This is a genomic window from Pontibacter liquoris (assembly GCF_022758235.1).
GTDB classification, from domain to species: Bacteria; Bacteroidota; Bacteroidia; order Cytophagales; family Hymenobacteraceae; genus Pontibacter; species Pontibacter liquoris.
In genome coordinates, this window is sequence record NZ_JALEBG010000002.1 from 718901 (window position 1) to 744001 (window position 25101).

Sequence of the window (25101 nt, forward strand, 5' to 3'; positions counted from 1 at the left end):
GTATAAGTTATAGCCAACGCGTTGTTTAAAGCTTTTGGGATGCCGCTCTTTTCTGAAGGAGCTGCTGGCGTAGCTGTAGTTGTGCCGGCGTTGGGGCCGCCTCATCCGTTACCACAAAGGTCAGCTCTACGGCTTCTTCAGCCGGAGCAAACGCTTTCTTGTAGAGCTGGTTTTCGCGCACATAGGCAAGCTCAATGGTGTCGTTGGTTTTCACCTCCAGTAGCGGGCTAAGGAGCTGGTACACGTTTTCCTCTGTCAGCCTTTCGCCATTTACGGCATACAGGATATCATACTTCTGCAGGCCAAAGCGGTTGTTGAGCGGCTCGGCCACCCAGTAAAACTTTTTGTCTTTCTCAAAGCCCAGCCGGAATTCCCCGAACGTATACTTTGTCCCCTGCTGTTTGCCGGCATACTGCCAGCCTATTTTCTGATAATACTCCTGGTAAGGCAAAGGCTGGTTGCCGGTCACGTACGCATCAAAGAACTGGCGTATCTCAGGGTAGGTGCTTGCCACCAGCACGTTGATCAGCTCGTCGTCTTTAAAAGGCTTGTTGGGGCCATACTGTTTCGAGAGTTTGAGCAGCAGCTCGCGCAGGCCCAGCTGGCCGTGGCTTAGTTCCTGCAAGCGGATATCGAGCAGGAAACCGATCAGGGCGCCTTTCTGATACACGTTCACATACATGTCTTGAAATTGCGGCTCGATAATGCGGCGGCTCATTTCGGTAAACGATACGTCGGGGTACTTGCTGGCCTCGCGCATCTTCGTCATTATCTCCTCCCGGAAGCTCTCGTAGGTCTTGAGCCCCTCCTGCACCTGCACCAGCTGGGCAAAGTATTCGGTTACGCCCTCGTAAAGCCACAAATGCTGCGAAAGCTTGGGATCTTTAAAATCAAAGTACTCGATCTCTTCGCTGTGCACGTTCAGGGGTGTGAGGATGTGCAGGAACTCATGCGAGGCTACATCCAGCACCATCTTTTGCAGCTCCTCGCCACTTTGCTCAGGCAAAAAGTAGAGCGAACTATAGGAGTGCTCCATGGCGCCGAAGCCACCGTAACGGCTCACCTCGGTATTGCCCATCCGCGGGAAGTACATGATAAACTGGTAGTGGTCTACCGGCATGCCGCCGAAAAAGCTGGTCAGGGCTGTAGCAAGCGGTTTGATCATTTCGCGCACGTCAGCAGCCTTTACCTTGCCTGTTTCGGAGTGCACGGCTACCGCTACCCTGGTGTTGCCGGAGCGAAAGCTGGCTGTGTCGGGGAGGCTGTACATGAGCGGTGCATCTGCCAGGCGCACGTAATCGGGGGCTGTTAGCTGGTCCTGCTCCGGCGAGCGGCGCGTGAGCGGCAGGGCGGTGGCGCCGTATAGGTTGGCCGGTTTGTGGATGGTGATAGTATAGGGCAGCATTTTATACCCTTCCAGGTAGCCGTAGAAACCGAAGTGGTTGATGATAAAGTTATTGCCGGCATTGATGTTGGTGCCGCCCGGCTGAAAGATGTAGTTGTCGTTCTTTTCCACATCCCAGGTGTCGTCTACCAAATATTCGAGGCGGGCCAGTTTCCGGGCGTCCCCAATCTCAAAAAGATTCCTGCCCTGTGGCGTGACCTTCAGTTTGCGGCCTTTGGCGTCGTAGGCTTTGAATCTGCTCACAAAGCGGCCGTAATCCTTGCGGGAGTAAGACCCCGGAATAACGCTGGGAATGATGTAGGTGATCTGATCCTCTTTTACTTCCGGCGTCTGGATGACCACCTTTACCTGGTCGTTCTGCACGTGCTTCAGGTCCAGGGTAATGTTATAGGCTTGTTGCGCCATGGCCTTGGAAGAGAGCAGCAACAGGCAAGTATAAAGGAAGAAGTGTTTCATAGACGGGGTTGTAGCTATACACCCGTTGCACCGGATGCTGGTTTAAAGATATCAAAGTTCCTGAATATTATACTATCCCCGTCTGCGAATGCGGCTGTAGTCGCCCTGTTGCGGCAGAGTAGCCAGGCAGTACAGGTATGGCACAGCGTTCGGAGGCTGTTTTTGTAACCTGGTATTGGAAGTTGGAGAACAGGCAGAAGGACAGCCACAGGGCACAAAAGCCTGCGTGCAAAGTATAGATGCCCGGAAGGTATAGCTTAAATAATAGTGGAGAGCAGTGCCGCCACCATGGCTTTCACCGTCATCATCACAGCGCCGGAGCGCACCGGAACATCCGCTTCCTCTTCTTCCTCCGACGAGAAGGCGTCGCGCAGGTAAGCAATTGGGCTGTCGAGCACTTCGGCATCTAGCACCGATCTTTCGCGCGGTTTGGTTACAGCCTTGGGTTTTGGCTTTGCCGCTGTTGGAGTGCCGTTTGTTACAACAGGAGCTGTTGTCGGCGCTGGCCCTGTTTGGGCAGCAGCTTGCGGGGCAGCTGTACCGTTGGTGCTGGCTATGGCAACTGCAGCCGGTGCAAAGCACAGGAGTACCACTACTGCCAACGCAGTAAGTACACGGACCGGTTGCCACAGAATATTCATGCTCAAAAGTAAATCTAAATATTTAAGCATACAAGCACCGGGTAGGATAATTTAGAGAATTTATTTAGAACCAGGGTAAAGGTATCTTGCTGACGAGCAAGTATATACCGGCACGCCTGCCTCCCGGCAGTTAACGCCTGGCTGCGGCGGGGCGCAATACCTTGATGCGCACGGGAATGATGCCTGCCTGTTCTGCATTCAGCCGCCGGGCCGCCTTGCCCGATAGGTCTACAATGCGGCCTTTCACAAAGGGTCCTCTGTCGGTTACCTTCACTTTCACGCTTTGGTGGGTCTGCAGGTTAGTTACCCGGATCTTGGTGCCCAGGGGAAGCGTTTTATGAGCGGCTGTCATTTTGCCGTGGCGGTAAGGAGCCCCGTTTGCCATTTTGTGGCCCTGTAGTTTGCGGCTGTAGTAAGAGGCTTTGCCCTCTTCGGTATAGCCGCGCTCCCCGAGTGCCGGTGGTCTGCCAGCGCAGGAGGCCAGGCCAAGGCAAAGGCCGAAGGCCAATAAAAGCTGGCTGATGGAAGCCGGAAAAGACAAGCGGGAAATGGAGTAGCGTAGGCGAAAGGGCATAGATAGTAAAAGTATATATAGGGTTAACGTACTAAACCTGCAGGAATTGTAGTAACTCATAAGACAGGCGCTGTATTGGCACAGTTTCCAGGGGATGGCGGGTTTGCGGCAGCACTAGCAGGCGCGCTTCCGGCAACTGCCCGTAAGCCCAGGCGGTTTCTTCCAAACTAACCATGGCGTCCCGGTCGCCGACCGCCACTTGTACGGGAATTTGTACCTGAGCCAGCTTTTCGGCGCTGAGCAGTGACTGCTCGCCCAGGTCGCGCATCATGTCGGCGGTTTTCGTTACCAGCAGCTTCCAGTCCTGCGGGGCATGTCGGTGGGCCAATGCAGCGGCAAAGGCCGGTACTTTAACTGCCATCTTTTCGGGGTTCAGCAGCCGGGCTTCTTTGGCAGCCGCTTCCGGCGACCAGGCAAACTTGGTGGCCAGCGTGAAAACATGCTTTACCCGCTCGGGGTGCAGCAAGGCAAAGTATAAGGCCGCATAGCCGCCCATACTATAGCCAAAGATACTCACCGAGGCGAGCCCTTCTTTGTCCAGCAGGTCTAAAATATCGGCTGCAAACAGCGCCATACCAAAGGACGTCTGCGGCAGCTCCCGGCCGCCGTGGCCGGTAAAGTCAAGGGTATAGACCTGGAAATGTGCTTGCAGCGCCTCTTTCAGGTCATCAAACATAGCAGCAGAGCCCAGGGCTCCGTGCAGTAACAGCAGGTTTTGCATAAAGCGCCGGCGTTGTAACAGGATAGATGAAGCCCTCTAGCGGCGGCAGGAAGTATAAAACTGGCCCTCGCCGCCAATAGGCTTGGGCAGGTTTATTGCTGCACCTGGTAGTTGTATACTTGCACGGCCTGCGTGAGCTTGTCTTTCTGGAAGAGGTTGATCACAAACTGGGCGCCCAGCACCCCCGCCCCGGCATACATAACCGGCGAAATGTGCACTGCGCCATTGGCACTTTGGCCATTATTAGCCGACAGCACCCCGCCCAGGAGCAGCATGCCGGCGCCTACCACCGTCACGCCCGTGTTGATCACTTTGTCTTTACGGTATTTGCGCAGCAGGGCCATACTGGCCGCATTGTCGCTTAAAGCCTCCTCCAGGTTATTAAACTCAAACAGGTATAGCGGGCCGTCGTCTTTGGAGAAAAAGTAAATGCGGCGGCGGCTGGTATTTGGCCCGCCGTAGCCATAAGGGCCATACCCATAGCCATAGGGGTTGTAATCGTAGGTGGTGCGCGAAGTATAAAACTTGTCAATGCGGGGCCCGTCCAGCAGGCGCTTGGCAAAGGCGTCCATGTTGTTGCCGGTTTCTACCCGGGCATAATAGCCATCCTCGTCCTGGAAGGTAGCCACCATACTGGGGTTATACTTGAGCGAGTCGTCGAGCAGGAAAAAGTTCTGCTTAAAGATGGGCGACTTGTACTGCAGCTTGTTGGCATAAATGACCTGCCCGTTCTGGAGCTGGATAAAAAACCGGCCCGGGCGCGAGTATTCGGTCTGGGCGTGTGCTGCCGTGGCTGCCACCAGGCAGAGGAAGAACAGGAAAAGCGCTTTTTTTCTCATATAGGTATCAGGGCTTATGTAGCTACCGGCGCACGTGCTGCCGGGTTAAAACAACAGGAATAGCATGATGAGCATGCCCGCCAGGGCCAGGTATACCCAGCGCATCAGCTGGCCCCGGTATTTACTGGGCATCAGGTTGCTAACCAGCATTACAACGATCAGCAAACCTAAAATGTATAATAGTATAAAGGTGACGGCTTTTACCCAGTTAGGCACGATGGTGTTTTCGGCTTGCACCTGGTCCGGCATGCCCATGTCGGAGAGCAGGTAGCGCAGGCCAAAGTACATCACCAGCTCAAACAGGATAAAGTAAAAAAGCCAGCCCAGCCAGCTATACTTACCATTACGCATCGGTTACAGGCTTTTATAAAAATGGTAACTTTTAATGTGGAATCCCTCCCGGAAGTAGAACCGGTGAGCCGCGCTATTAGTTACGTAGGCATCCAGCATAATAGTGTCGCAGTGGTGGCGTGCGGCCTCCTGCTGCAGCCAGTCCGAGAGTTGTTTGCCCAGCCCTTGCGAGCGGTACGCAGCGCCTACCACAAAGTTATCTACCTCCAGGTACTTGCCGCTATAGAGTTTGGTGCTGATCCAGAAGCCCGACAGACCCACACAGGTGCCGGACAGATCAAATGCACCCACCATGCGGTAGCCGTTGGGCAGCATCTGCCTGAGCAGCTCCTCGTAGCGCTGCAGGGACATAGCAGGGTTTAGCTGTTGCACCAGGTGGTGCTGTGCCAGCATGTGCTCCAGCCCCTTTATTTCTGCTAGCTTAAAGCCTGCACTGGCCGGTAGCTGCTCGTTCCTCATAAGGTATAAATTACTAAACGTATGGCTGTGTTTATAAGCGATATCAGTGCAACATTGGGTTAAACAAAGATAGGCTTCTGACGCCATTATACCAGTTAAAAGTATAATTTAGAAGGTTTAAGCATAGTACTCTGGAAAGAATCGGTTTAAAAGTGTTAAATTTTGAAACAATACTGCCCGGCAATACCGTTAGAATACAAGAAGAACGGAGGGTATGAAGGTATTAAAGAATATTAAGTTGGATAAATATAATTTCTATAATAACGAGGCGATGCGGAAGATCTTCAGTGTAGGATACGAAGACCTTACCACACTTGTCTACTACCAGGATAAAAAGAATAAGTTTATCCTGGTAGTGGCCAAAGACGACCCGCCTTTGATATTAGAGAAGAAGATTACCCGGGCAGAAGCGTTCCGGTTAATGAATACCCGGCCTTGAACGCCGGGTATTTTTGTTTTAAAGAGTACCGTTTCGCTATACTGCAGCTGTACCAAGGATGCGCCCGGCTGCTACGTAGTTTTTGCGTGGTGCTAAGTATAAGTTGTATTGTAGCAATCTTTTTGATATTTTATGGTATAAAGTGAGCGGCTGCCGGCACTTTTTTGTAGCTTGTTTTGGTCTATAGAATAGCCAAAGAAGTAACAAGTATGTCAGAACAAGAAACCATGTCGGATGTAAACCAGGTGCAGCACATGTTTCTGCACGTGGAGAGCAGCGATGCTATATGTATGCTGAACATAGCCGGCCACCCCTACCGCCTGCGCGAGCTGATCTTTATGATGGTGCAAAACGGCTGCCGCGTGATGCAAAGCAATGCCGATAAGTATAAAACCTTTGTCTACGACAAGGAAACCGTGGAGATCTACGATTTCCTGAGCTCTATTGTGAAAGCCAAGTTTTTGTAAGCAGCTTAAGGGCAGGTTAAAAACAAAAGAGGCACCCCGACGGAGTGCCTCTTTTGTTTAATGGTTGTTTATGTTAAAGTTGTTTGATCTCAATTTCGCGGGGCTGGCCTGCTGCCTCGTGGTAAGGCAATCTTACCTGCAACTGGCCCTCCTGGTACACAGCCTCGATGCGGCCCAGGTCTACCTGCGGCGGCAGCATAAACGTCTTGTTAAAGAGCGGCACAGCCAGGCTCGGGTTTTCCGGGTTTTGCAAAGCCGAGAGCACGATGAGCTGGTTATTATTAAGTATTACGCGGAATGATTCGGGGTTTACACCGGCCGCCCATACTTGTATCACAGCGCCTTTCTTATATTTCTTTATCGCCACGGAGGTCTCGCTTATGCCTCCACCCACGGTATTCAGCAGGTCGATCTGCTGGGCAAGGTTTCGTAGCAGTTCTTTATCTTTTATCAGTTTCATTTCTTTCTCCTCTTTCTTTAGCTGAGAAGAATAATGCAAATGCGGTGCCAGAACGCGCGGCTTGCTTGGGCTGCTAATTCAAAAGTGGAGCTATGTCATTATGGCCTGATCAGGTATAAAGCTGCCTGCGGGTATAGTCAGAATGTCAGCTGCTGTCGTTCTATAATGCAATTAGCGGTTGGTGCCGGCTGCTTTTTTATAGGTGCGCGGCTTTGGCCTTCTTCCTGCGGGAGGGCTGCTTGCGGGCAGTAGCAGGGGCAAAGTATAACGAAGCAGGTGCTGGCCCGTACATACAACACATGAACCAAAACTTAAAGCTATGAAAAGAATAACATTTGCCGCTATGGTGGTAGCAACTGCCCTGATGAGCGCATGTAATAACCCCGATACCGGCGTAAAAGAAGATACGCCGCAAGAGGCTACCGTAGATACCGCCGTAATGTATGAGGATGAGAAAGGACGGGTGGATGCCGATGGCATGGAAGTGAAAAAGGTAGACGACAGCTTCTGGAACGACGTGAACTTCGAAGCGCCCGTGGTGGATGCGCCTGCCCTTAAGACCGTGAACGTAGAGAAACGCGCGACCAATGATTATACGATCTACACCATGGAAGAGAAGGTGATGTTTGATACCGATAAGGCCGCCATCCGCCAGGATGCCGAACCAAAACTGCAGGAAATTGCCAAGGAGATCAAGAACATACCCGGAAATGGTGCTATCCGCATCTACGGCTTTACCGATGCGCGCGCCAGCAAAGACTATAACAAGGAACTTGGCCAGGAGCGTGCCAAAGCAGTGCAGGACTGGCTGCAGAATAACGGCGGCATCGACGCCTCGCGCCTTTCTGTGCAATCGATGGGAGAAGAAGCCCCAGCTGCCAGCAACGAAACAGCTGCCGGACGCCAGATGAACCGCCGCGTAGCCATAGTAGTAGCTACTAACACTAAATAATATATCAGACAGGCGCTGCTTACCGGCTGCTTGTATACTTGTTACCAAAAAAGGGATGCCGCTGCACAGCGGCATCCCTTTTTTATAGTTCAAACAAAGTAGCCTGCCATGCGGTTTCAAAAGCGCATTATAAGCGCTGCTCCAGCGTTTTGGCAAAGCATGTATGACGAAAAATATAACGCGCTTTATATAGAATAGAATAAAGCATATTTTCTGTATATTTATACTAGCTTTGTACAACACCTGCGCATAGACCAGCGCAGAAACTGCCCTTTGCAAAATCGCATCTTTATCAGTACAAAGCCCCCTGGCTATGCTTAAATTATACTTTGAGACAGCGTTTATTAAAGTAAGCTATGAGGAAGCCTGGCAGCTGGGCGTGGCTGAGTGGAAGGGCTTTGCCAGCAGCGATGACCTGCGCAGCGCAGCGTTGCGGTCGCTGGACTTTGTAAACGAGTACCAGGTTACGCGCTGGCTGGCAGACCGGCGCAAAATGAAAGCTATCCGGCAGCACGACCAGCAATGGACGATGGAGGAATTTCTGCCGAAGGTGATCTCCAGCCCGCTCCGCCGCGTGGCCAATGTGGTATCGGAAGACATCTTCAATAAAATGGCCATGGACCAGATTATAGGCCGTGCCGGGAGCTTAACCGCTATCGAAATGCGTGACTTTGATAACCTGCCTGAAGCAATGGAATGGCTAAAGCAGCCGCTCAAAGAAGGGGCTCTTCCTGAGCCGGAGGACACGTTGGCAACAGACCAGTAGCATACGTTCCCTTCGACTTCGAGGCAGGCATTTCTGAAAGTATATTTATTCTTTGCTATACTTTAAGTACTTTTGCGGCTTTAAATAGAAGGAGGTCAGGATGCAGGTATACTTTGTGAATAGCTTTGTCAGTATTTATTACGACAAGGGCGCGAAATTAGGAAAGGCCGTATGGCGTGGGCACCTGCAGGGGCCCGAACTAAGAGAAGCGTTTCTGTTATGCCTGGAAGTCGTCCATCGCTTTGAGCTGAAACGCTGGCTGGCCGACGACCGCCTCATGCAGACAATAGAACCTGCCGACCTGGAATGGAGCCTGCAAGTATACGTGCCACGCATGGCTACTAGCTCGCTGCTTCGTTTTGCCCGCCTCCCCTCCCAGTTTAAGGACAATGTGGAAGCCGTAAACATCATGATCGACAAAGGAGACGACTATATCGTAGACCTGGTGCACCGCGACTTCGGCAGCGAAGAAGAGGCGATGGCCTGGCTGATGGGCCCCTTTGAAGCGCCGTCCATTCGATAACCAGTTCGCATAAGTGCCAGTATCACAAGAAAGCATCAGCTTACCCTGACAGAACAGAAAACCAGGCAGGGCATTCTTATTTTCTGCATCTTTAACCAGCTATTCACCAATGCGTATTGTTGCATACAGGCAAGCGCTCACGTTGTTTTTTACTACAGTACCCGTAGTCCTTTCTTTATGGTAACAATTTACTTCCAGAGCCCGGCATTCACACTTCGTTATGATTCGGAACATGCGTTAGGGTTAGTTACAACAGTCGGTTTTCTGAGTAGTGAGGAGTTTCGGGAAGCGACCATTGTAGCTGCGCAGATGATGGATGAGTATAAGCCCCTGCGTTGGCTGGCCGATAACCGCAAGATGCGGGCCATTCGCCAGGCCGATCAGGAATGGTTCGCGGCCTATATCTTGCCCAAATTGCAGACCGGCTCCATTCGCCGCAATGCTACCGTTGTGTCAGAAGATATCTTTAACAAGATGGCGGTGGAGCAGTTTTTAAAGCGAGCCGATAACCTGGGCGATCTGGTGTTAAAAGAGTTTGATGACCTGGACGAAGCCCTGGACTGGGTAAAACAACCGATCCCTTTTCAGGCGCAAGGGTAACTTATACTTGCTGCAAGGCCATTCTCTATCTTACGCTTTTATTCCGGCCCGCAAGTAGCAACAGCCTATCCACCAGACGCTCGCAGGAGCTGCGCACACTGCGAGGTCTTTTTGAGCAAATGTGTTTGGTGCTCGTATAAACGCAGATGCAAAAGATGATCTCGCTGGAGCCGGGTAAATATTATCATCTCTATACCCGGGGCAATAACAAAGAAACGCTGTTCCGCCACCCAGATAATTATGCTTACTTCCTACAGCTATACCGGAAGTATATAGTGCCTTACGTCGACACCTTTGCATACTGTTTGTTGCCCAATCACGTTCATTTTCTGGTGCAGCTAAAAGAAGAGGAGGCTATGAAGCCTCAGTGGCTAACTGAGGATACAACGAAGTTGGTAAGTATAGAGCGGCAGCTGGCCCACCTGCTTAATGCTTACGCTAAAACTATAAACAAGCGGTATAACCGTCTCGGGCGCTTGTTCCAGCACCGGTTTGGGAGAAAAGAAGTAACCTCCGACGCTTATTTTACCCGCCTCATCTACTACATCCATTTCAACCCGCAGCATCATGGCCTGTTAGCTGATTTCAGCGACTGGCCTTATTCCTCTTACCATAGCATACTTTCCAAAAGTAAAACAACCCTGCAACGGGAGGAGGTACTGGCATGGTTTGGCGGCAGCGACGAGTATAGGCAGTTCCACGAAGAAAATGCCGCCGACTTCACCGCGATCACGCCGCTCATAGAACAAGACGAACAATAGCTCAAAAGACCTCGCAGTGTGCGCAGCTCCTGCGAGCGTCTGGTGGATAGGCTGTTGCTACCTGCCTAGACACTCGCAGGTCTGGAAGACACTGCGAGGTCTTGGAGATTTCTTAAGTGTTTTGACAAAAGCTTTCCCCAATGCTCCTTGCATAAGGTGTTGAATAACATTCATCTATATGTTGTGGATAAATAAATGTTATACAGGTGTATCATCTTTGATATACCTTTACGTTCTTTAAACAAAAGAAAAGGCTACTCAAATAGAGTAGCCCCTTTCTAAAGATGTTGAAGTTATCTACGCTTTGCGTAGAAATGAAACACGCCACCGTCCTTCTTGTAGACCTTCTTACCTTTGATGGTAATGAAACGTGTAAACACTTCAACATAATCAGGATGGTCTTTTAATGATCCCTTTTTCATGTTTAAAATGAATAAGGTGAGACATTACTAGCAGAGACCTTCTCAACTAGAACCCACTAAGTGACAGCTTAGTGGGCTTTTTTTGCTCCATCCTTAAGCGTATTTTCAACCTGAAATTAAAAGCATTTCATTTTAATTTCCGTAACAATAGATGCACTTGGTTCTCATAAAATAAAGGGAGAACTAATCAGCTCTCCCTCTACTTTATACTACGATCCGCAAGCTTCGCAGGCGTCCGGGTTATCTAAGCTGCAGCTCATGTCGCTGCGGTTCTGCTCCTGGTCCTGGTACACAGGCGAGAGCGTTTCGGCGGCCTGTTTCTCTACCGTAAACTTGATGGCATCTACTGCGGCTTTGGTGCGCAGGTAGTACATGCCGGTTTTCAGGCCCTGCTTCCAGGCGTGGAAGTGCATGGAGGTCAGCTTGCCGAAGTTTACGTTTTGCACGTGCAGGTTCAGCGACTGGCTCTGGCAGATGTAGGCACCGCGCTCGGCACTCATATCGATCACCACGCGCTGGCTGATCTCCCAAACCGTTTTGTACAGGTCTTTGATGTTCTGCGGAATGTTCGGGATCTTCTGCACCGAGCCGTTGGCGGCAATGATGTCCTGCTTCATCTGGTCGTTCCAGATGCCCAGTGCGATCAGGTCCTTCAGCAGGTGCTTGTTCACCACCATAAACTCACCGCTCAGCACGCGGCGCAGGTAAATGTTAGAAGTATAAGGCTCAAACGACTCGTTGTTGCCCAGGATCTGCGCCGTAGAGGCTGTTGGCATCGGCGCCACCAGCAGCGAGTTGCGCACGCCATACTTCACTACTTCTTTGCGCAGTGCATCCCAATCCCAGCGGCCGCTTTCCGGGGTTACCCCCCACAGGTCGAACTGGAACTTGCCTTCCGACAGGGGCGAGCCTTTGAATGTTTCGTAAGCACCGTTCTTCTTGGCCAGGTCTTTGGAAGCCGTCATGGCCGCAAAGTAGATGGTTTCGAAAATGTCCTTGTTCAGGCCACGGGCTTCGTCGCTTTCAAACGGCATGCGCAGGTGAATGAACGTATCAGCCAGTCCCTGCACGCCCAACCCGATCGGGCGGTGACGCATGTTGGAGTTGCGTGCTTCCGGCACTGGATAATAGTTGATATCGATAACCTTGTTCAGGTTTTTGGTTACGTGGTAGGTTACATCAAACAGCTTCTGGTGGTCGAACACCTTATGGCCATTCTCCTCCTTTACGTAGCGCGGCAAAGCCAGCGACGCCAGGTTACAAACCGCTATCTCGTTCTCGTCGGTGTACTCCATGATCTCGGTGCACAGGTTGGAGCTTTTGATGGTACCCAGGTTCTGCTGGTTGCTCTTGCTGTTCGCGTGGTCTTTGTAGAGCATGTAAGGCGTACCGGTCTCAATTTGCGACTCAAGTACGGCAAACCACAGGTCCTGCGCTTTCACAGTTTTGCGGGCGCGGCCTTCGCGCTCATACTTCTCATAAAGGCGCTCAAAGTCCTTGCCCCAGCATTCGCCCAGGCCCGGCGCTTCGTTCGGGCAGAAAAGGCTCCAGGTGCCGTTCTCCTCTACGCGCTTCATAAACAAATCCGGTGTCCAGAGGGCGTAGAACAGGTCGCGGGCGCGGTTCTCTTCTTTGCCGTGGTTCTTTTTCAGGTCCAGGAACTCGAAGATGTCGGCATGCCACGGCTCCAGGTAAATAGCGAAGGCACCTTTGCGCTTGCCACCACCTTGGTCCACATAGCGGGCTGTATCGTTAAACACCTTCAGCATTGGGATGATACCGTTGGAGGTACCGTTGGTGCCTTTGATGTAAGAACCTGTGGCGCGCACGTTGTGGATAGAAAGGCCAATACCACCGGCGCTCTGCGAGATCTGCGCACATTGCTTCAGCGTGTCGTAAATGCCCGGAATGCTATCGTCCTTCATGGCCAGCAGGAAGCACGAAGACAGTTGTGGCTTCGGCGTACCGGCGTTAAAAAGTGTTGGCGTGGCATGGGTAAACCACTTCTCCGACATCAGGTTATAGGTTTCGATGGCCGACTCAATATCCTCTTTGTGGATGCCTACAGCCACCCGCATCAGCATGTGTTGCGGGCGCTCCACTACCTTGCCGTTCAGGCGCAGCAGGTATGAGCGCTCCAGTGTTTTATAGCCGAAGTAATCATAGTTATAGTCGCGGTCGTAAATAATCGTGGAGTCGAGCTGGGCGGCATGCTTGCGGATGATCTCGTACACATCCTTGGCCAGCAACGAGGCATTCTCACCGGTTTTCGGGTCTTCATAAGTATAAAGACGCTTCATGGTGTTGGAGAACGACTTGCTGGTAACCTTGTGCAGGTTAGAAATGGCAATACGGGCAGCCAGTACGGCATAATCCGGGTGCTTGGTGGTGAGCGAGGCAGCTGTTTCGGCAGCCAGGTTGTCCAGCTCCACGGTGGTCACGCCATCGTAAATGCCATCAATCACTTTTTTGGCTACCTCTATCGGCGACACATAATCCATGTGCAGGCCATAGCACAGCTTTTCGATGCGTGCTGTGATCTTATCAAATTTGACGGATTCGCGTCGGCCGTCTCGTTTCACTACTAACATAGGCGTATACATTTAGCGAGGTTAAAGGCCTCGGGTTATCAGATAAAACGTTTATAAATAAAACCTCTGCTAGTGCAGGAGGCGGTTGTACGTGTTAGGTAAGGTATACCATCGGCCATACGGATGTAGAAGTATAAGCCGTTGAAATGCAATTATATATAAGTTAAGCTACTTAGCTTCTGCTAGGTTGGGGCTACAAATGCCCCGCTGGCGGCGGTGCTGCCTCCAAGGGTACCAGGCTGGCCGGCAGGGTGCGCAATGGCACCTGCTGCTGCCTGCAAAACTGTAAGTATAAGTAAGTAGTATAGGTGCGGGAAAAGAAGAGTGCTTCCCTTTGGCACCTAAACATAGTAAATGTTATGGATTGTTAAAAGTCTTCGTCCATCGAGAAAACATTTTTGTCGGAGCCACCCAGCACGCCGGCTTTCTGGTATTCGCCCACGCGCTTTTCGAAGAAATTGGTCTTGCCCTGCAGCGAGATCATTTCCATAAAGTCGAATGGGTTGGCGGCGTTGTAAATTTTGCTGTAGCCCAGTGCGATCAACAGGCGGTCGGCTACGAACTCAATATACTGGCTCATCAACTTGGCATTCATCCCGATCAGGTCCACCGGCAAGGCATCCGTTACAAATTCCTGCTCTATGGTTACGGCATCTTTTATGATCTCATGAATACGCTCTTCCGAAAGTTTGTTCTGCAGCATGGAGTAGAGCAGGCAGGCAAAATCACAGTGCAGGCCTTCGTCTCGCGAGATTAGCTCGTTAGAGAAGGTTAAGCCCGGCATTAAACCACGCTTCTTCATCCAGAAGATTGAGCAGAACGAACCCGAGAAGAAAATACCCTCCACCGCAGCAAAAGCAACCAATCTTTCAACAAAGTTTTCGCTGTTGATCCACTTCAGTGCCCAGTCGCCTTTTTTCTTCACGGCAGGCACGGTTTCAAGCGCATTAAAAAGGTAGTCTTTTTCTGATTGCTTTTTAATATAGGTGTCGATCAGCAACGAATACGTTTCGGCGTGGATGTTCTCCATCATGATCTGGAAGCCATAGAAGCAGCGGGCCTCGGGCAGCTGCACTTCCTGCATAAAGTTCACGGCCAGGTTCTCGTTCACAATACCGTCGGAGGCGGCAAAAAACGCCAGCACGTGGCTGATAAAATGGCGTTCGCCATCATTCAGGTTTTCCCAGTCTTTCAGGTCCTGCGAGAGGTCGATCTCTTCGGCAGTCCAGAAACTGGCTTCAGCCTTCTTATACATCTGCCACACCTCGTCGTGTTGGATGGGGAACAGGACAAAGCGGTTGGGGTTCTCTTGTAATATGGGTTCCATAACGCGTAGCATTTATATTTTAAAGGTTTGGCGTGAGTTTTTGTTCTCACAACCGGCTGATGCATTCGTTGTTTGAACTGACGGGTAGCCAGCCCGAAAATATTATGAGTTCAAATATAGAGAATTGAACTAGAAAAAAGCCCCGAAAGTTGTTCAATTTATACACACCTTCATAACGGCCTCTGCAGGTGGTTTTTAAGGGGTAATACACAGGTTTTTCCACATTGTTAATAACGTATATAGATACTGCAAAATATAGGTAATGGTCTATAAAGTAGCTGTTAAATGCACAAAAAGCCGTTTTCGGGTTTTATTCTGCTTCAAACAGCTGCCGGGCACAAGGGCGCAAAGGCCGAAGGCCGGGAAAAGGAAGCTGCCTAAAGTATACTTGTAAAAAGAAGTGCAAGAAATGTGGAAAAGACAGATTTCTGAAAATGAGTGCAAACGGCTGTGGGCAAGTAATTTAGACGGGTTTTTAACAGGTCGTTTATTTTGCCCGCAGGATTTCAACATCGTTATCCACAGGTTTGTGGAAAGGTGCTGCAGGCAGGCAGAACAATTTCTGCAGCAGGGCGTTGCATATGTAAATTAAGTGCCGTACTTTTGCAGACTAAATTTTTAATCATTACATTGAAGCTGATGTACGCAATTGTAGAAATCGCAGGTCGACAGACCAAAGTAGAGAACGGCATGTTCATCTACGCTAACAAGCTTTCCGGCAATGAGGGTGACGCCGTTGAGTTCGCCAATGTTCTTCTTACTGATGATAACGGTACCATCACATTAGGTGCTCCTTTCGTTAGCGGTGTTAAAGTGGTTGGTAAAATCCTTGGCGACGTGAAAGGCGATAAAGTGATCGTTTTCAAAAAGAAGAGAAGAAAAGGATACCGTAAGAAGAATGGCCACCGCCAGCAATTCACCAAGGTCCTGATCGAGAGCATTGGATAAGCAGTAAGAAGAAATTCATTTGTAAAATCTTTTCAGGAGTCGCCCCGCAACCCTGAACTAAATAGTAAAACAACATGGCACACAAAAAAGGAGCTGGTAGTTCTAATAACGGCCGCGAGTCGCATTCTAAACGACTTGGTGTTAAGATTTACGGTGGCCAGGACATTATCGCCGGCAACATCATCGTAAGACAAAGAGGCACTGCCCACCACCCAAGCACAAACGTAGGGATTGGCAAAGACCACACCCTGTTTGCATTGGTTGATGGCGTAGTAGAATTCAGAAAAGGTAAGAAGAACCGTTCTTACGTATCTGTAAAGCCACGCGTTGAGGCAGAAGCCTAAGCATTGAAGCCGCCTTCGGGCGCTGTAGGAAAGGGAAGCCGCAGGGCTTCCCTTTTTTTATGCTAAACGCCGGCCCCGCACAACAAAGGCCTGGCTGCCACGTACATATAAGCAGGAATTTTATTTACTTCTAAAGTGAAAAAATTCTGATGGAAAGAGACACCACAAGTGTCTCTTTCTGTTTTAAGGCCCTTTGCTGCCCGCCGCGGGAATTTGGCCGCAACAAAATTTTAAATTCTGCGGATATACCTTTAACTTGCAACTTCTTATCAAGAAAGACTGAGGGACAGGGCCCGATGATGTCTTAGCAACCTTGTACCAGCTTGGTGCTAATTCCCTTCCGGAGCGATAGCTTTGGAGAAGATAAGAAAGTCCATCCTCCCTTGGGGTGTCCTTCTTGATAAGTATAGTAGCAGCAGACTTACGAGAAGAAAGACATTCACCATGAAAAACCATCCCATCCATACATTGCTTCGCGAGCGCGTGTTAGTGCTTGACGGCGCAATGGGCACCATGATTCAGCGGCACCAGCTTACGGAAGCTGATTTCAGGGGCGAGCGCTTCAAAGAGCATCCCTCCGACCTGAAAGGCAACAACGACCTGCTCTCCATCACACGGCCTGATATCATCAAAGGTATTCACACCGAGTACCTGCAGGCGGGCGCCGATATCATCGAAACCAATACGTTTAGCGGCACCAGCATTGCCATGGCCGATTATCACCTGGAACACCTGGTGTATGAGCTCAACTATGAATCAGCCCGGATAGCACGGCAGGCAGCAGATGAGGTGGAGAAACAGGTGCCGGGCAAGCCCCGCTTTGTAGCCGGCGCCATCGGGCCTACTAACCGTACGGCTTCCCTGTCGCCAGACGTGAACAACCCGGGCTACCGCGCCGTTACCTTCGACCAGCTAGTAACAGCATACTATGAGCAGGTGCGCGGCCTGGTGGATGGTGGCTCGGACCTGCTGTTGGTCGAAACCGTTTTTGATACCCTTAACTGTAAAGCGGCCCTGCTTGCCATTGCGCAATATGTGCAGGACGGCGGCAAGGAGTTGCCGGTCATGATATCCGGCACCATTACGGATGCCAGTGGCCGCACTTTGTCGGGCCAGACAGTAGAAGCGTTCTGGAACTCGGTTTCGCATGCGCCTATCCTTAGCATTGGCTTTAACTGCGCCCTGGGCGCGCGGCAGCTCAAAACGCATATTCAGGAGCTCTCCCGTATCACGGGTACTTACATCAGTGCCTACCCGAATGCCGGCTTGCCAAACGCTTTTGGCGGCTACGATGAATCGGCAGAGGAGATGGGCCGCATTGTGGAGGAATATCTTCAGGAAGGCCTGGTAAATATCCTGGGTGGTTGTTGTGGCACTACGCCCGTTCACACCAAAGTAATTGCCGACTTAGTGCAGAAGTATAAACCGCATACCCCCCCAGCTATTCCGCCCTACTCGCGCTTCAGTGGGTTAGAGCCCCTCACCATCACGCCCGAAAGTCTTTTTGTAAATGTAGGCGAACGCACCAATGTAACCGGTTCCAAAAAATTCGCCCGCCTGATCGTAAACGGCCAGTTTGAGGAAGCCTTGTCGGTAGCGCGCCAGCAGGTGGAAGGCGGCGCCCAGATCATCGACGTGAACATGGACGAAGGCATGCTCGACTCAGAGCAGGCCATGCCGAACTTTCTTAACCTGATCGCCTCCGAGCCCGACATTGCCAAACTGCCCATCATGATCGACTCCTCGAAATGGAGTGTGATCGAGGCCGGGTTGAAATGCGTGCAGGGCAAATCGATCGTGAACTCCATCAGCTTAAAAGAGGGCGAAGAGAACTTTAAACACATTGCCCGCAAGGTGCGCCAGTACGGTGCTGCCGCTGTGGTAATGGCGTTTGATGAGCAGGGCCAGGCCGATACGCTTGAACGTAGAATAGAGATCTGCGGGCGCGCTTACAAGATACTCACCGAAGAGATCGGCTTCCCGCCACAGGACATCATTTTTGATCCGAACATTCTGGCCATTGCCACCGGCATCGAAGAACATAACAACTATGCCGTAGAGTACCTGGAGGCCGTGAAATGGATCAAAGCCAACCTGCCGCATGCGCTGGTAAGTGGGGGTGTAAGTAATTTGTCGTTCTCTTTCCGTGGCAACGATGTGGTGCGCGAGGCCATGCACACCGTGTTTTTATACTATGCCGTGCAGGCAGGTATGGACATGGGCATTGTGAACGCCGGCATGCTGGGCGTGTACAGCGAAATACCCACCGAGCTGCGCGATCTGATCGAAGACGTCATCTTTAACCGCCACCCCGATGCCACCGAAAAGCTGGTAACGTATGCCGAAACCATCAAAGGCAAAGGCAAGGAAGCGGTGCAGGCTGACAACAGCTGGCGCGAAGCACCGGTAACCGAACGCCTGAAACATGCGCTGGTAAAAGGCATTGTGGATTATATTGACGAAGATACCGAAGAAGCCCGCCAGCAGGCCGTTAAAACGCTCGATGTGATCGAAGGGCCGCTGATGGCCGGCATGACCGTAGTGGGTGACTTGTTTGGCGCCGGCAAGATGTTTTTACCGCAGGTAGTTAAAAGCGCCCGCGTAATGAAGAAGTCGGTGGCGTACCTGCTGCCGTTTATGGAAAAAGAGAAGCTCGCTTCCGATACGTCCAAATCCACCGCAGGCACCATCCTGATGGCCACCGTGAAAGGCGACGTGCACGATATCGGCAAGAACATTGTGGGTGTGGTGCTGGCCTGTAACAACTACGAAGTGATCGATCTGGGCGTGATGGTCGCGCTTGATAAGATCCTGTCGGAGGCACAGGCGCAAAAAGTAGATATTATTGGGTTGAGCGGGCTGATCACGCCGTCGCTGGATGAGATGGTGTATGTGGCGCAGGAAATGGAGCGCCGCGGCATGACCATTCCGCTGTTGATCGGCGGGGCGACTACCTCCAGGGTACATACGGCCGTGAAGATCGCACCGCAGTATAGCGGGCCGGTAGTGCACGTGCACGATGCCTCGCGGAGCGTAACCGTGGTGAGCAGCCTGCTGAGCGAGAACCGCGACGCTTACATTGCCGAGATAAAAGCAGAGTACCAGAAACTGCGCGAAGACCACCTGAGCCGCACCAAAGACCGCGCTTTTGCAAGTATAGCCGAAGCCCGCGCCAACAAGTATAACGTGGATTGGGCCGCTGCGCAGCCGGTGAAGCCCAGCTTTACCGGAACCCGGGTATTCGAGCATTTTCCTTTGGCAGAGATTGTGCCCTACATCGACTGGACACCTTTCTTCCATGCCTGGGAGCTCAAGCGCCAGTACCCGAAAATACTGACAGATCCGGAATTAGGCACAGAAGCCACGAAGTTGTTCCAGGACGCGCAGGAAATGCTGCAGGAGATCGTGGATAAGCAATTACTGGAAGCACGCGCGGTAGTAGGCTTTTACCCGGCCAACGTAGTAGCCGATGATACCATTGAAGTATACACCGACGAAACCCGCGAGCAGGTGCTCACCGAGTTCCATACCTTGCGGCAGCAGGGCAAAAAAGGAGATAAGGTACCTAACATTTCTTTCGCTGATTTTCTCGCTCCGAAAGAAACCCGCGTAGCCGATTATATCGGGGGCTTTGTGGTGTCGGCGGGCTTTGGCATTGAGAAGTTGCTGGACAAGTATGCCGCCGAGCACGATGATTACCGCTCCATTATGCTGAAAGCGCTGGCTGACCGCCTGGCAGAAGCTTTCACCGAGCTGATGCACGCCAAAGTACGCCGGGAGCTTTGGGGCTATGCGCCGGATGAGGCCTTAGGAAACGAAGACCTGATCAAAGAGAAGTACCAGGGCATTCGTCCGGCCCCCGGCTACCCGGGTTGCCCCGACCATACCGAGAAAATTACGCTCTTTGACCTGCTGGATGCCCAGAACAAGACCGGTATTATTTTGACGGAGAACCTGGCCATGTACCCGGCCTCGTCGGTAAGCGGTTTATACTTCTCGCATCCCGAATCGAAGTATTTTGGTTTAGGCAAGATCGGAGAAGACCAGGTAGCCGATCTGGCCAGCCGCAAAGGCATGCCGCAGGAAGAGCTCGAACGCTGGCTGTCGCCGAACCTGAACTACGATCCGCAGCCGGTAGCGCAGCAGCAGGCAGTATAAAAAAGACGTTAGATTTTAGAGATTAGACTTATACTTTGTACGGAATGCGCTATCCGGATACAGGTATACGTCTAATGTTGTAGCTGATCAACAAACAGAAAGTCTAACGTCTTGTGTCTAATATCTAAAAAGTATCACCCTTAGCACCTATATGAAAATTACGGACCACTTCAAGAATGCGGATAAGGCACTTTTTACCCTGGAAGTGCTGCCTCCGCTGAAAGGGGAAAACCTCAAAAGCCTCTTCAGCCATATTGACCCGCTGATGGAGTTTAAGCCTCCCTTTATCGACGTAACTTATCACCGCGAGGAGTATATTTACAAGCAGCGCGAGAACGGCCTGCTCGAGAAACGCACCACGCGCAAGCGACCGGGCACCGTAGGTATTTGTGCGGCCATCCAGAACCACTATAAAGTAGATACGGTGCCGCATCTTATCTGCGGAGGCTTTAGCAAAGAGGAAACAGAGAACGCGCTCATCGACCTGCACTTCCTGGGTATTGACAATGTGCTGGTGCTACGCGGCGATTGCGTGAAAAGCGAACAGCGCTTTATTCCGGACCCATCCGGGCATACGTATGCGTCGGAGCTGATCGAGCAGGTGGTGGGCATGAACAATGGCATTTATCTGGACGATGAGCAGGTAAACCACAATGGCACAAACTTCTGCATTGGCGTGGCGGGCTATCCCGAAAAGCATTCGGAATCGCCGAACCTGAAAACGGATCTGCGCTGGCTTAAAAAGAAAGTAGAGTTGGGGGCCGAATACATTGTGACACAGATGTTTTTCGATAACCAGAAGTACTTCAACTTTGTGAAGCAATGCCGCCAGGAAGGCATCAATGTGCCCATCATTCCGGGACTGAAGCCAATAACGTCCAAATCACAGCTCACGCTGCTGCCCAGCCTCTTTCATATAGAGATTCCGTGCGACCTGGCAGATGCCCTGGACGCCTGCCCGGATAACAAAGCGGCGGCGCAAGTAGGGGTAGAATGGGCTATTCAGCAGTCCAAAGAGTTGGTTGAATTCGGGGTGCCTTGCCTGCATTATTACTCCATGGGCAAATCGGAGTCGGTGCGCAAAGTGGCCGAGGCATTGTTTTAACAGCTATACCTTATACTTTGTAAACAAAGAAGGACCGGCGCCAGGCACCGGTCCTTCTTTGTTTACAAACCAGCCGGAGGGATTCAGGCCTCTACAAACAGGTCCAGCGTTACCTGGTCGGCCAGCAGCTTGCCCTGGTCGGTCAGGTATAGCACCTCGTCTTTTATCTGTGCCAGGCCCTTTTGCTGAAGGCTAAGCAGGTAGGCCGCATGCGTAGCGGCCAGGTCATACTTATACTTGTCGCGCAGCTTGACCAGATCACACCCCCAGGTGGTGCGCAGGGTGGTAAGCAGGTAATCGTTGGCCTGGTCGGCCAGTGTCAGTTCTTCCAGCTCAAAGGGCACCACGCCCTGCGCCAGGGCGTCTACATACTTCTTGTTATGGGCAACGGTATACTGCCGGGAGGAACCATTGAAAGAGTGCGCGCTGGGGCCTACGCCCAGGTAATGCACGCCGCGCCAGTAATTGCTGTTGTGCCGCGACTCGTAGCCAGGCTGGCAGAAATTAGAGATCTCGTATTGGGCAAAGCCCTGCTGCCGCATCTGCGCCAGCAAAATCTCAAACTGCTGCGCTGTAAAGTCATCCTCACTCGGCATGAATTTACCCTTTTTGCTCCAGCGGCCCAGCGCTGTGTCGGGCTCTATGGTGAGGGCATAACAGGAAACATGCTGCACGCCAAGCCCAAAAAGGGTTGCTAGGTCCTGCTGCCAGATAGTATGATCGGGGGCCGGGATGCCATAGATCAGATCGACGGTGATGTTGCTGAAACCAGCTGCCTGGGCATGTTTTACGCTTTGCAGGCTTTCGGCGGCAGTATGGGCGCGGTTCATCAGGCGCAGGTGCGGCTCATGAAACGATTGTAAGCCAATACTCAGGCGGTTGATGCCCGCAGCACGCAGTTCCTGCAGCTTGGCCGGCGACAGATCATCGGGATTAGCCTCCAGCGTGATTTCCACCTCCTCCGAAACTTCAAACAGCTGCCGGATGGTTTGCAGCAGGAGCTGCAGCTCCTGCTGGCTAAGCAACGAGGGCGTACCGCCGCCAAAATAGATTGTATGCACCGTTTGCCCCTGCAGGTACTCCTGACGCAAAGCCAGCTCCCGGGCAATAGCCTGCACCGTCTGCTCCTTTAGCCCCATGGAGGTGCTGAAGTGGAAATCGCAGTAATGGCACGCTTGCTTACAGAAAGGGATATGAAGGTATATGCCGGCCAAAGTATAAATTGCTAAATTGTTAGATAGTTAAATTGTTGTCAGGTTGATAGATATGAAGCAGCAGCATACCTGATAATCTGGATGTACCCATTACCTTTGCAGGTGTGCAGGATGCAATTTTGTTCAACCATTTAACAGTTAAACAATTTAGCTACCAAACAATTCAACAATCAATCCTACAAATGTATAAAATTGCTGCCTTCGTGTTGTGTTTGCTTTTGTGGGCGCCGTTTGCGCGGGCGCAGGAGCACGCGCAGCCTGTTGGCGCGCCGGCGGTGCAGCAGCCCGTCACGCTGCAGGTGCATACCCCGGATGCCGGCAAGCAGGTGCTCCGGCAGTATGCGTATGCCACGCTACTGCCCGACTCTGTGGCGGCGCAGCAGGAAGTGCAGGCGCTGGTCTACAGGTTGCAGCAGGACGCCTACCTGCTGGCCTCGGCCGACAGCACCTACCTGCGCGGCGACACCCTGCATGTGCAGCTTTTTGTGGGGCACCCCTTTAAGTGGGCGCAGCTACGCAACGGTAACCTGAGCGAAGGCATTTTAGTGGAATCCGGTTTCCGGGAAAAGTTTTACCACGACACACCCTTCAAACCGGCCGAGTATGTGAAGCTGCAGCAGCGCATCCTGGCCTATGCCGAGCGCAGCGGCTACCCGTTTGCCTCCGTCTGGCTAGATTCCATCACTATAAAAGATAACAGGATCGAAGCAGCGCTAATGGTAGAAAAAGCCTTTGTGGTAACCTACGATTCGCTGCAGGTGATGGGCGGCAGCAAAACCAAACCAAAGTTCCTGATCCGCTACCTGCAGTTGTACCCGGGGCAGCCCTATAACCAGCAGCAGATAGAAGCCTCGCAGCGCATGCTCACCGCCCTACCCTACATCAAGGTAACGCGGCCGCCGCAGGTGCGCTTTGCCCGCAACAAAGCCCGTGTCTATTACTTCCTTGAAGACCGGCAGGCCAACCAGCTCGACGGCATTGTGGGCTTTCTGCCCGACCCTACCCGGCAGGGGAATAAATTGCTGATCACCGGCGAGGCCAACCTTAGCATCCGGAATATTTCGGGTACCGGTAAAAGCCTGGGGCTGCAGTGGCGGCGCGTAAACAAGGGCTCTGTGGTGTTGAACGGCGAGTATATGCACCCCAACCTCTTCGGGACGCCTTTTGAGCTGGGTGCCAAATTTAATTTGCTCAAGCAGGATTCTTCCTATATTACGGTGCAGCCGCGCCTGCAACTGGGGTATTATACTTTAAAGTATGGCAAGTTTAGCGTGTTCAGCGAGTGGCGCAATGCGCGGGTATTGTCGGCGGCAAGCCCCCGGCAGCTCCAGAACCTGGATCTGGCGGATGCCCGTACCACCACCTATGGCCTGAACTATAGCTGGAACAACCTCGATGACTTTTACTTTCCGCGGCGTGGCCGGCTGGCGGAGCTGCAGGTAGCGGCCGGTGCCAAAACACTGCTGCGCAACCCTGGCCTGGAGAAAAGCTTTTACGATACCCTGGATATGAAAACCAGCCAGCTAAGTATAAGCGCCCGGCTGGAGAACTTCTTCCGGTTAGGGCGTAGCAGTGTGCTGCTGGCGCGGCTACAGGGCGAAGCGTTGCTCAACGACCAGATCTTCCTCAACGATATGTACCGTTTGGGCGGCCTTTCCTCGCTCCGGGGCTTCGACGACTACTTCTTCTTTGCCTCCTCCTATGCCGTAGGCACGCTGGAATACCGCCTGTTTACCGCCCAGGATTCGTATGTGCTGTTGTTCTATGATCAGGGCTATTACCGCAGTGATCTGGAAAAATCACGAACCGATAGCTTTCCGCTGGGCGTGGGCGGCGGCATCAGCTTTAGTACCGGAGCCGGCATTTTTCAGCTGGTCTACTCGCTGGGCAAATCGGAGCAGCAGCCCCTTTCGTTCAAATACTCGAAAATACACTTCGGAATCACCAGCAAATTCTGAGAACGGTAAATTTTTAGCTGATTTTTGTAGAAATTACTTGCATAGTAAAAACCAATGTCCTACTTTTGTAACACAATAACAGTGCGGGATGGAGCAGTTGGTAGCTCGTTGGGCTCATAACCCAAAGGTCACAGGTTCGAGTCCTGTTCCCGCTACCTCAGATGAACAAAAAGGCTTGTAAGTGAAAACTTGCAAGCCTTTTTTGCTTTTCAGCTTTCCTGTCTACTCGTATTTGCTGAAAAATATCTTGCTCCTGCTCACATTTATAACTTCACAAACGTCGAATTTAGGTCAGCCGTGTAGGTCTACATGAAGGGGACTTTATGTGTCTATGGGCTGTATTGATAATAGTTTGGCCAATTTAATTTATAATTAAAGGTTAGAGCTTACGTTGCCGCATTTGCTCAAATTCAACTCTAAAATTTGGCTCATAGCCATGTGATATGTCCGCTCGGAGGCAAATTGAAAAGCGGGTTAAATATGATATACTTTTTCCTGCAAATCGACTTTATAGCATATAAAATAAAACTAGCAAAAATGTAGGTTTAATTGTATATTAAAGTGTTGATGTTTCATGTAGGCCAACTGCTGAACCTCTGTGCAGTAGGAATCACTTTAAA

General features: G+C 51.5%; 23 protein-coding genes, 1 tRNA gene and 1 riboswitch. Of the genes, 13 read left to right on the forward strand and 11 right to left on the reverse strand.

The window, feature by feature from the left end; genetic code table 11:
* Nucleotides 1-25: 25 nt before the first annotated feature.
* The 7 genes from LWL52_RS16405 to LWL52_RS16435 all read right to left on the reverse strand — a co-directional run bounded on the left by LWL52_RS16405 (nt 26) and on the right by LWL52_RS16435 (nt 5446).
* A complete protein-coding gene (locus LWL52_RS16405) occupies nt 26-1861 on the reverse strand; it encodes a M61 family metallopeptidase (protein ID WP_242921899.1) in 1836 nt (611 codons plus the stop codon).
* A gap of 257 nt (nt 1862-2118) precedes the next feature.
* Complete coding sequence (locus LWL52_RS16410; protein WP_242921901.1) at nt 2119-2508, reverse strand: hypothetical protein; 390 nt, start codon at nt 2506-2508, stop codon at nt 2119-2121.
* 124 nt (nt 2509-2632) lie between these two features.
* Nucleotides 2633-3076, reverse strand: a complete 444-nt coding sequence (locus LWL52_RS20565) for a septal ring lytic transglycosylase RlpA family protein (protein ID WP_255749790.1) — start codon at nt 3074-3076, stop codon at nt 2633-2635.
* A gap of 31 nt (nt 3077-3107) precedes the next feature.
* Nucleotides 3108-3797, reverse strand: coding sequence for an alpha/beta fold hydrolase (locus LWL52_RS16420; protein WP_242921903.1), 690 nt, complete (start codon nt 3795-3797; stop codon nt 3108-3110).
* A gap of 92 nt (nt 3798-3889) precedes the next feature.
* A complete protein-coding gene (locus tag LWL52_RS16425; RefSeq protein ID WP_242921905.1) occupies nt 3890-4636 on the reverse strand; it encodes a hypothetical protein in 747 nt (248 codons plus the stop codon).
* A gap of 45 nt (nt 4637-4681) precedes the next feature.
* Entirely contained in the window at nt 4682-4987 is a 306-nt protein-coding gene (locus LWL52_RS16430) for a hypothetical protein (RefSeq protein ID WP_242921907.1), read from the reverse strand.
* Between the two features lie 3 nt (nt 4988-4990).
* Nucleotides 4991-5446: a GNAT family N-acetyltransferase gene (locus LWL52_RS16435; protein WP_242921909.1), complete on the reverse strand. Its 456-nt coding sequence runs from the start codon at nt 5444-5446 to the stop codon at nt 4991-4993.
* Nucleotides 5447-5684: 238 nt separating this feature from the next.
* Here LWL52_RS16435 and LWL52_RS16440 point away from each other — a divergent pair, with 238 nt between their 5' ends.
* Nucleotides 5685-5885: a hypothetical protein gene (locus LWL52_RS16440; protein ID WP_242921911.1), complete on the forward strand. Its 201-nt coding sequence runs from the start codon at nt 5685-5687 to the stop codon at nt 5883-5885.
* Between the two features lie 209 nt (nt 5886-6094).
* Nucleotides 6095-6352: a hypothetical protein gene (locus tag LWL52_RS16445; RefSeq protein WP_242921913.1), complete on the forward strand. Its 258-nt coding sequence runs from the start codon at nt 6095-6097 to the stop codon at nt 6350-6352.
* A 73-nt stretch (nt 6353-6425) separates the two neighbouring features.
* Here LWL52_RS16445 and LWL52_RS16450 read toward each other — a convergent pair whose 3' ends face one another.
* The gene (locus tag LWL52_RS16450) at nt 6426-6812 is read right to left on the reverse strand and encodes an Hsp20/alpha crystallin family protein (protein WP_242921915.1); all 387 of its coding nucleotides are present in this window, start codon (nt 6810-6812) and stop codon (nt 6426-6428) included.
* A 319-nt stretch (nt 6813-7131) separates the two neighbouring features.
* Here LWL52_RS16450 and LWL52_RS16455 point away from each other — a divergent pair, with 319 nt between their 5' ends.
* From LWL52_RS16455 to LWL52_RS16475, 5 genes are all read left to right on the forward strand, one after another.
* The gene (locus tag LWL52_RS16455) at nt 7132-7764 is read left to right on the forward strand and encodes an OmpA family protein (RefSeq protein ID WP_242921917.1); all 633 of its coding nucleotides are present in this window, start codon (nt 7132-7134) and stop codon (nt 7762-7764) included.
* 313 nt (nt 7765-8077) lie between these two features.
* Nucleotides 8078-8530 (forward strand): STAS/SEC14 domain-containing protein, encoded by a 453-nt coding sequence (locus LWL52_RS16460; RefSeq protein ID WP_242921927.1) that lies wholly within the window; start codon nt 8078-8080, stop codon nt 8528-8530.
* Nucleotides 8531-8630: 100 nt separating this feature from the next.
* Nucleotides 8631-9053, forward strand: a complete 423-nt coding sequence (locus LWL52_RS16465) for a hypothetical protein (protein ID WP_242921929.1) — start codon at nt 8631-8633, stop codon at nt 9051-9053.
* Nucleotides 9054-9230: 177 nt separating this feature from the next.
* Nucleotides 9231-9653, forward strand: coding sequence for an STAS/SEC14 domain-containing protein (locus LWL52_RS16470; RefSeq protein WP_242921931.1), 423 nt, complete (start codon nt 9231-9233; stop codon nt 9651-9653).
* 146 nt (nt 9654-9799) lie between these two features.
* Entirely contained in the window at nt 9800-10414 is a 615-nt protein-coding gene (locus tag LWL52_RS16475) for a hypothetical protein (protein ID WP_242921939.1), read from the forward strand.
* Between the two features lie 631 nt (nt 10415-11045).
* Here the strand turns inward: LWL52_RS16475 and LWL52_RS16480 are convergent.
* Both LWL52_RS16480 and LWL52_RS16485 read right to left on the reverse strand, forming a co-directional pair.
* A complete protein-coding gene (locus LWL52_RS16480) occupies nt 11046-13427 on the reverse strand; it encodes a ribonucleoside-diphosphate reductase subunit alpha (protein WP_242921941.1) in 2382 nt (793 codons plus the stop codon).
* A 367-nt stretch (nt 13428-13794) separates the two neighbouring features.
* Nucleotides 13795-14754, reverse strand: coding sequence for a ribonucleoside-diphosphate reductase small subunit (locus tag LWL52_RS16485; RefSeq protein WP_437179362.1), 960 nt, complete (start codon nt 14752-14754; stop codon nt 13795-13797).
* Between the two features lie 639 nt (nt 14755-15393).
* Between LWL52_RS16485 and rplU the strand changes: the two genes are divergently transcribed.
* The 4 genes from rplU (at nt 15394) to metF (ending at nt 21309) form a co-directional block, all read left to right on the forward strand.
* Nucleotides 15394-15702: a 50S ribosomal protein L21 gene (gene rplU, locus LWL52_RS16490; RefSeq protein WP_242922229.1), complete on the forward strand. Its 309-nt coding sequence runs from the start codon at nt 15394-15396 to the stop codon at nt 15700-15702.
* A 74-nt stretch (nt 15703-15776) separates the two neighbouring features.
* Nucleotides 15777-16046: a 50S ribosomal protein L27 gene (gene rpmA, locus LWL52_RS16495; protein ID WP_242921945.1), complete on the forward strand. Its 270-nt coding sequence runs from the start codon at nt 15777-15779 to the stop codon at nt 16044-16046.
* Nucleotides 16047-16309: 263 nt separating this feature from the next.
* Nucleotides 16310-16416: riboswitch (SAM riboswitch) on the forward strand.
* Between the two features lie 74 nt (nt 16417-16490).
* Nucleotides 16491-20204, forward strand: coding sequence for a methionine synthase (metH, locus tag LWL52_RS16500; protein WP_242921947.1), 3714 nt, complete (start codon nt 16491-16493; stop codon nt 20202-20204).
* A 151-nt stretch (nt 20205-20355) separates the two neighbouring features.
* Nucleotides 20356-21309, forward strand: a complete 954-nt coding sequence (gene metF / locus LWL52_RS16505; RefSeq protein WP_242921949.1) for a methylenetetrahydrofolate reductase [NAD(P)H] — start codon at nt 20356-20358, stop codon at nt 21307-21309.
* Between the two features lie 83 nt (nt 21310-21392).
* On the opposite strand, the gene hemW is transcribed toward metF, so the two are convergent.
* Nucleotides 21393-22523: a radical SAM family heme chaperone HemW gene (gene hemW / locus LWL52_RS16510; protein WP_242921951.1), complete on the reverse strand. Its 1131-nt coding sequence runs from the start codon at nt 22521-22523 to the stop codon at nt 21393-21395.
* A 182-nt stretch (nt 22524-22705) separates the two neighbouring features.
* Between hemW and LWL52_RS16515 the strand changes: the two genes are divergently transcribed.
* The gene (locus LWL52_RS16515; RefSeq protein ID WP_242921953.1) at nt 22706-24481 is read left to right on the forward strand and encodes a BamA/TamA family outer membrane protein; all 1776 of its coding nucleotides are present in this window, start codon (nt 22706-22708) and stop codon (nt 24479-24481) included.
* A gap of 82 nt (nt 24482-24563) precedes the next feature.
* Nucleotides 24564-24636 (forward strand) — tRNA-Met (locus LWL52_RS16520).
* Nucleotides 24637-25101 lie beyond the last annotated feature (465 nt).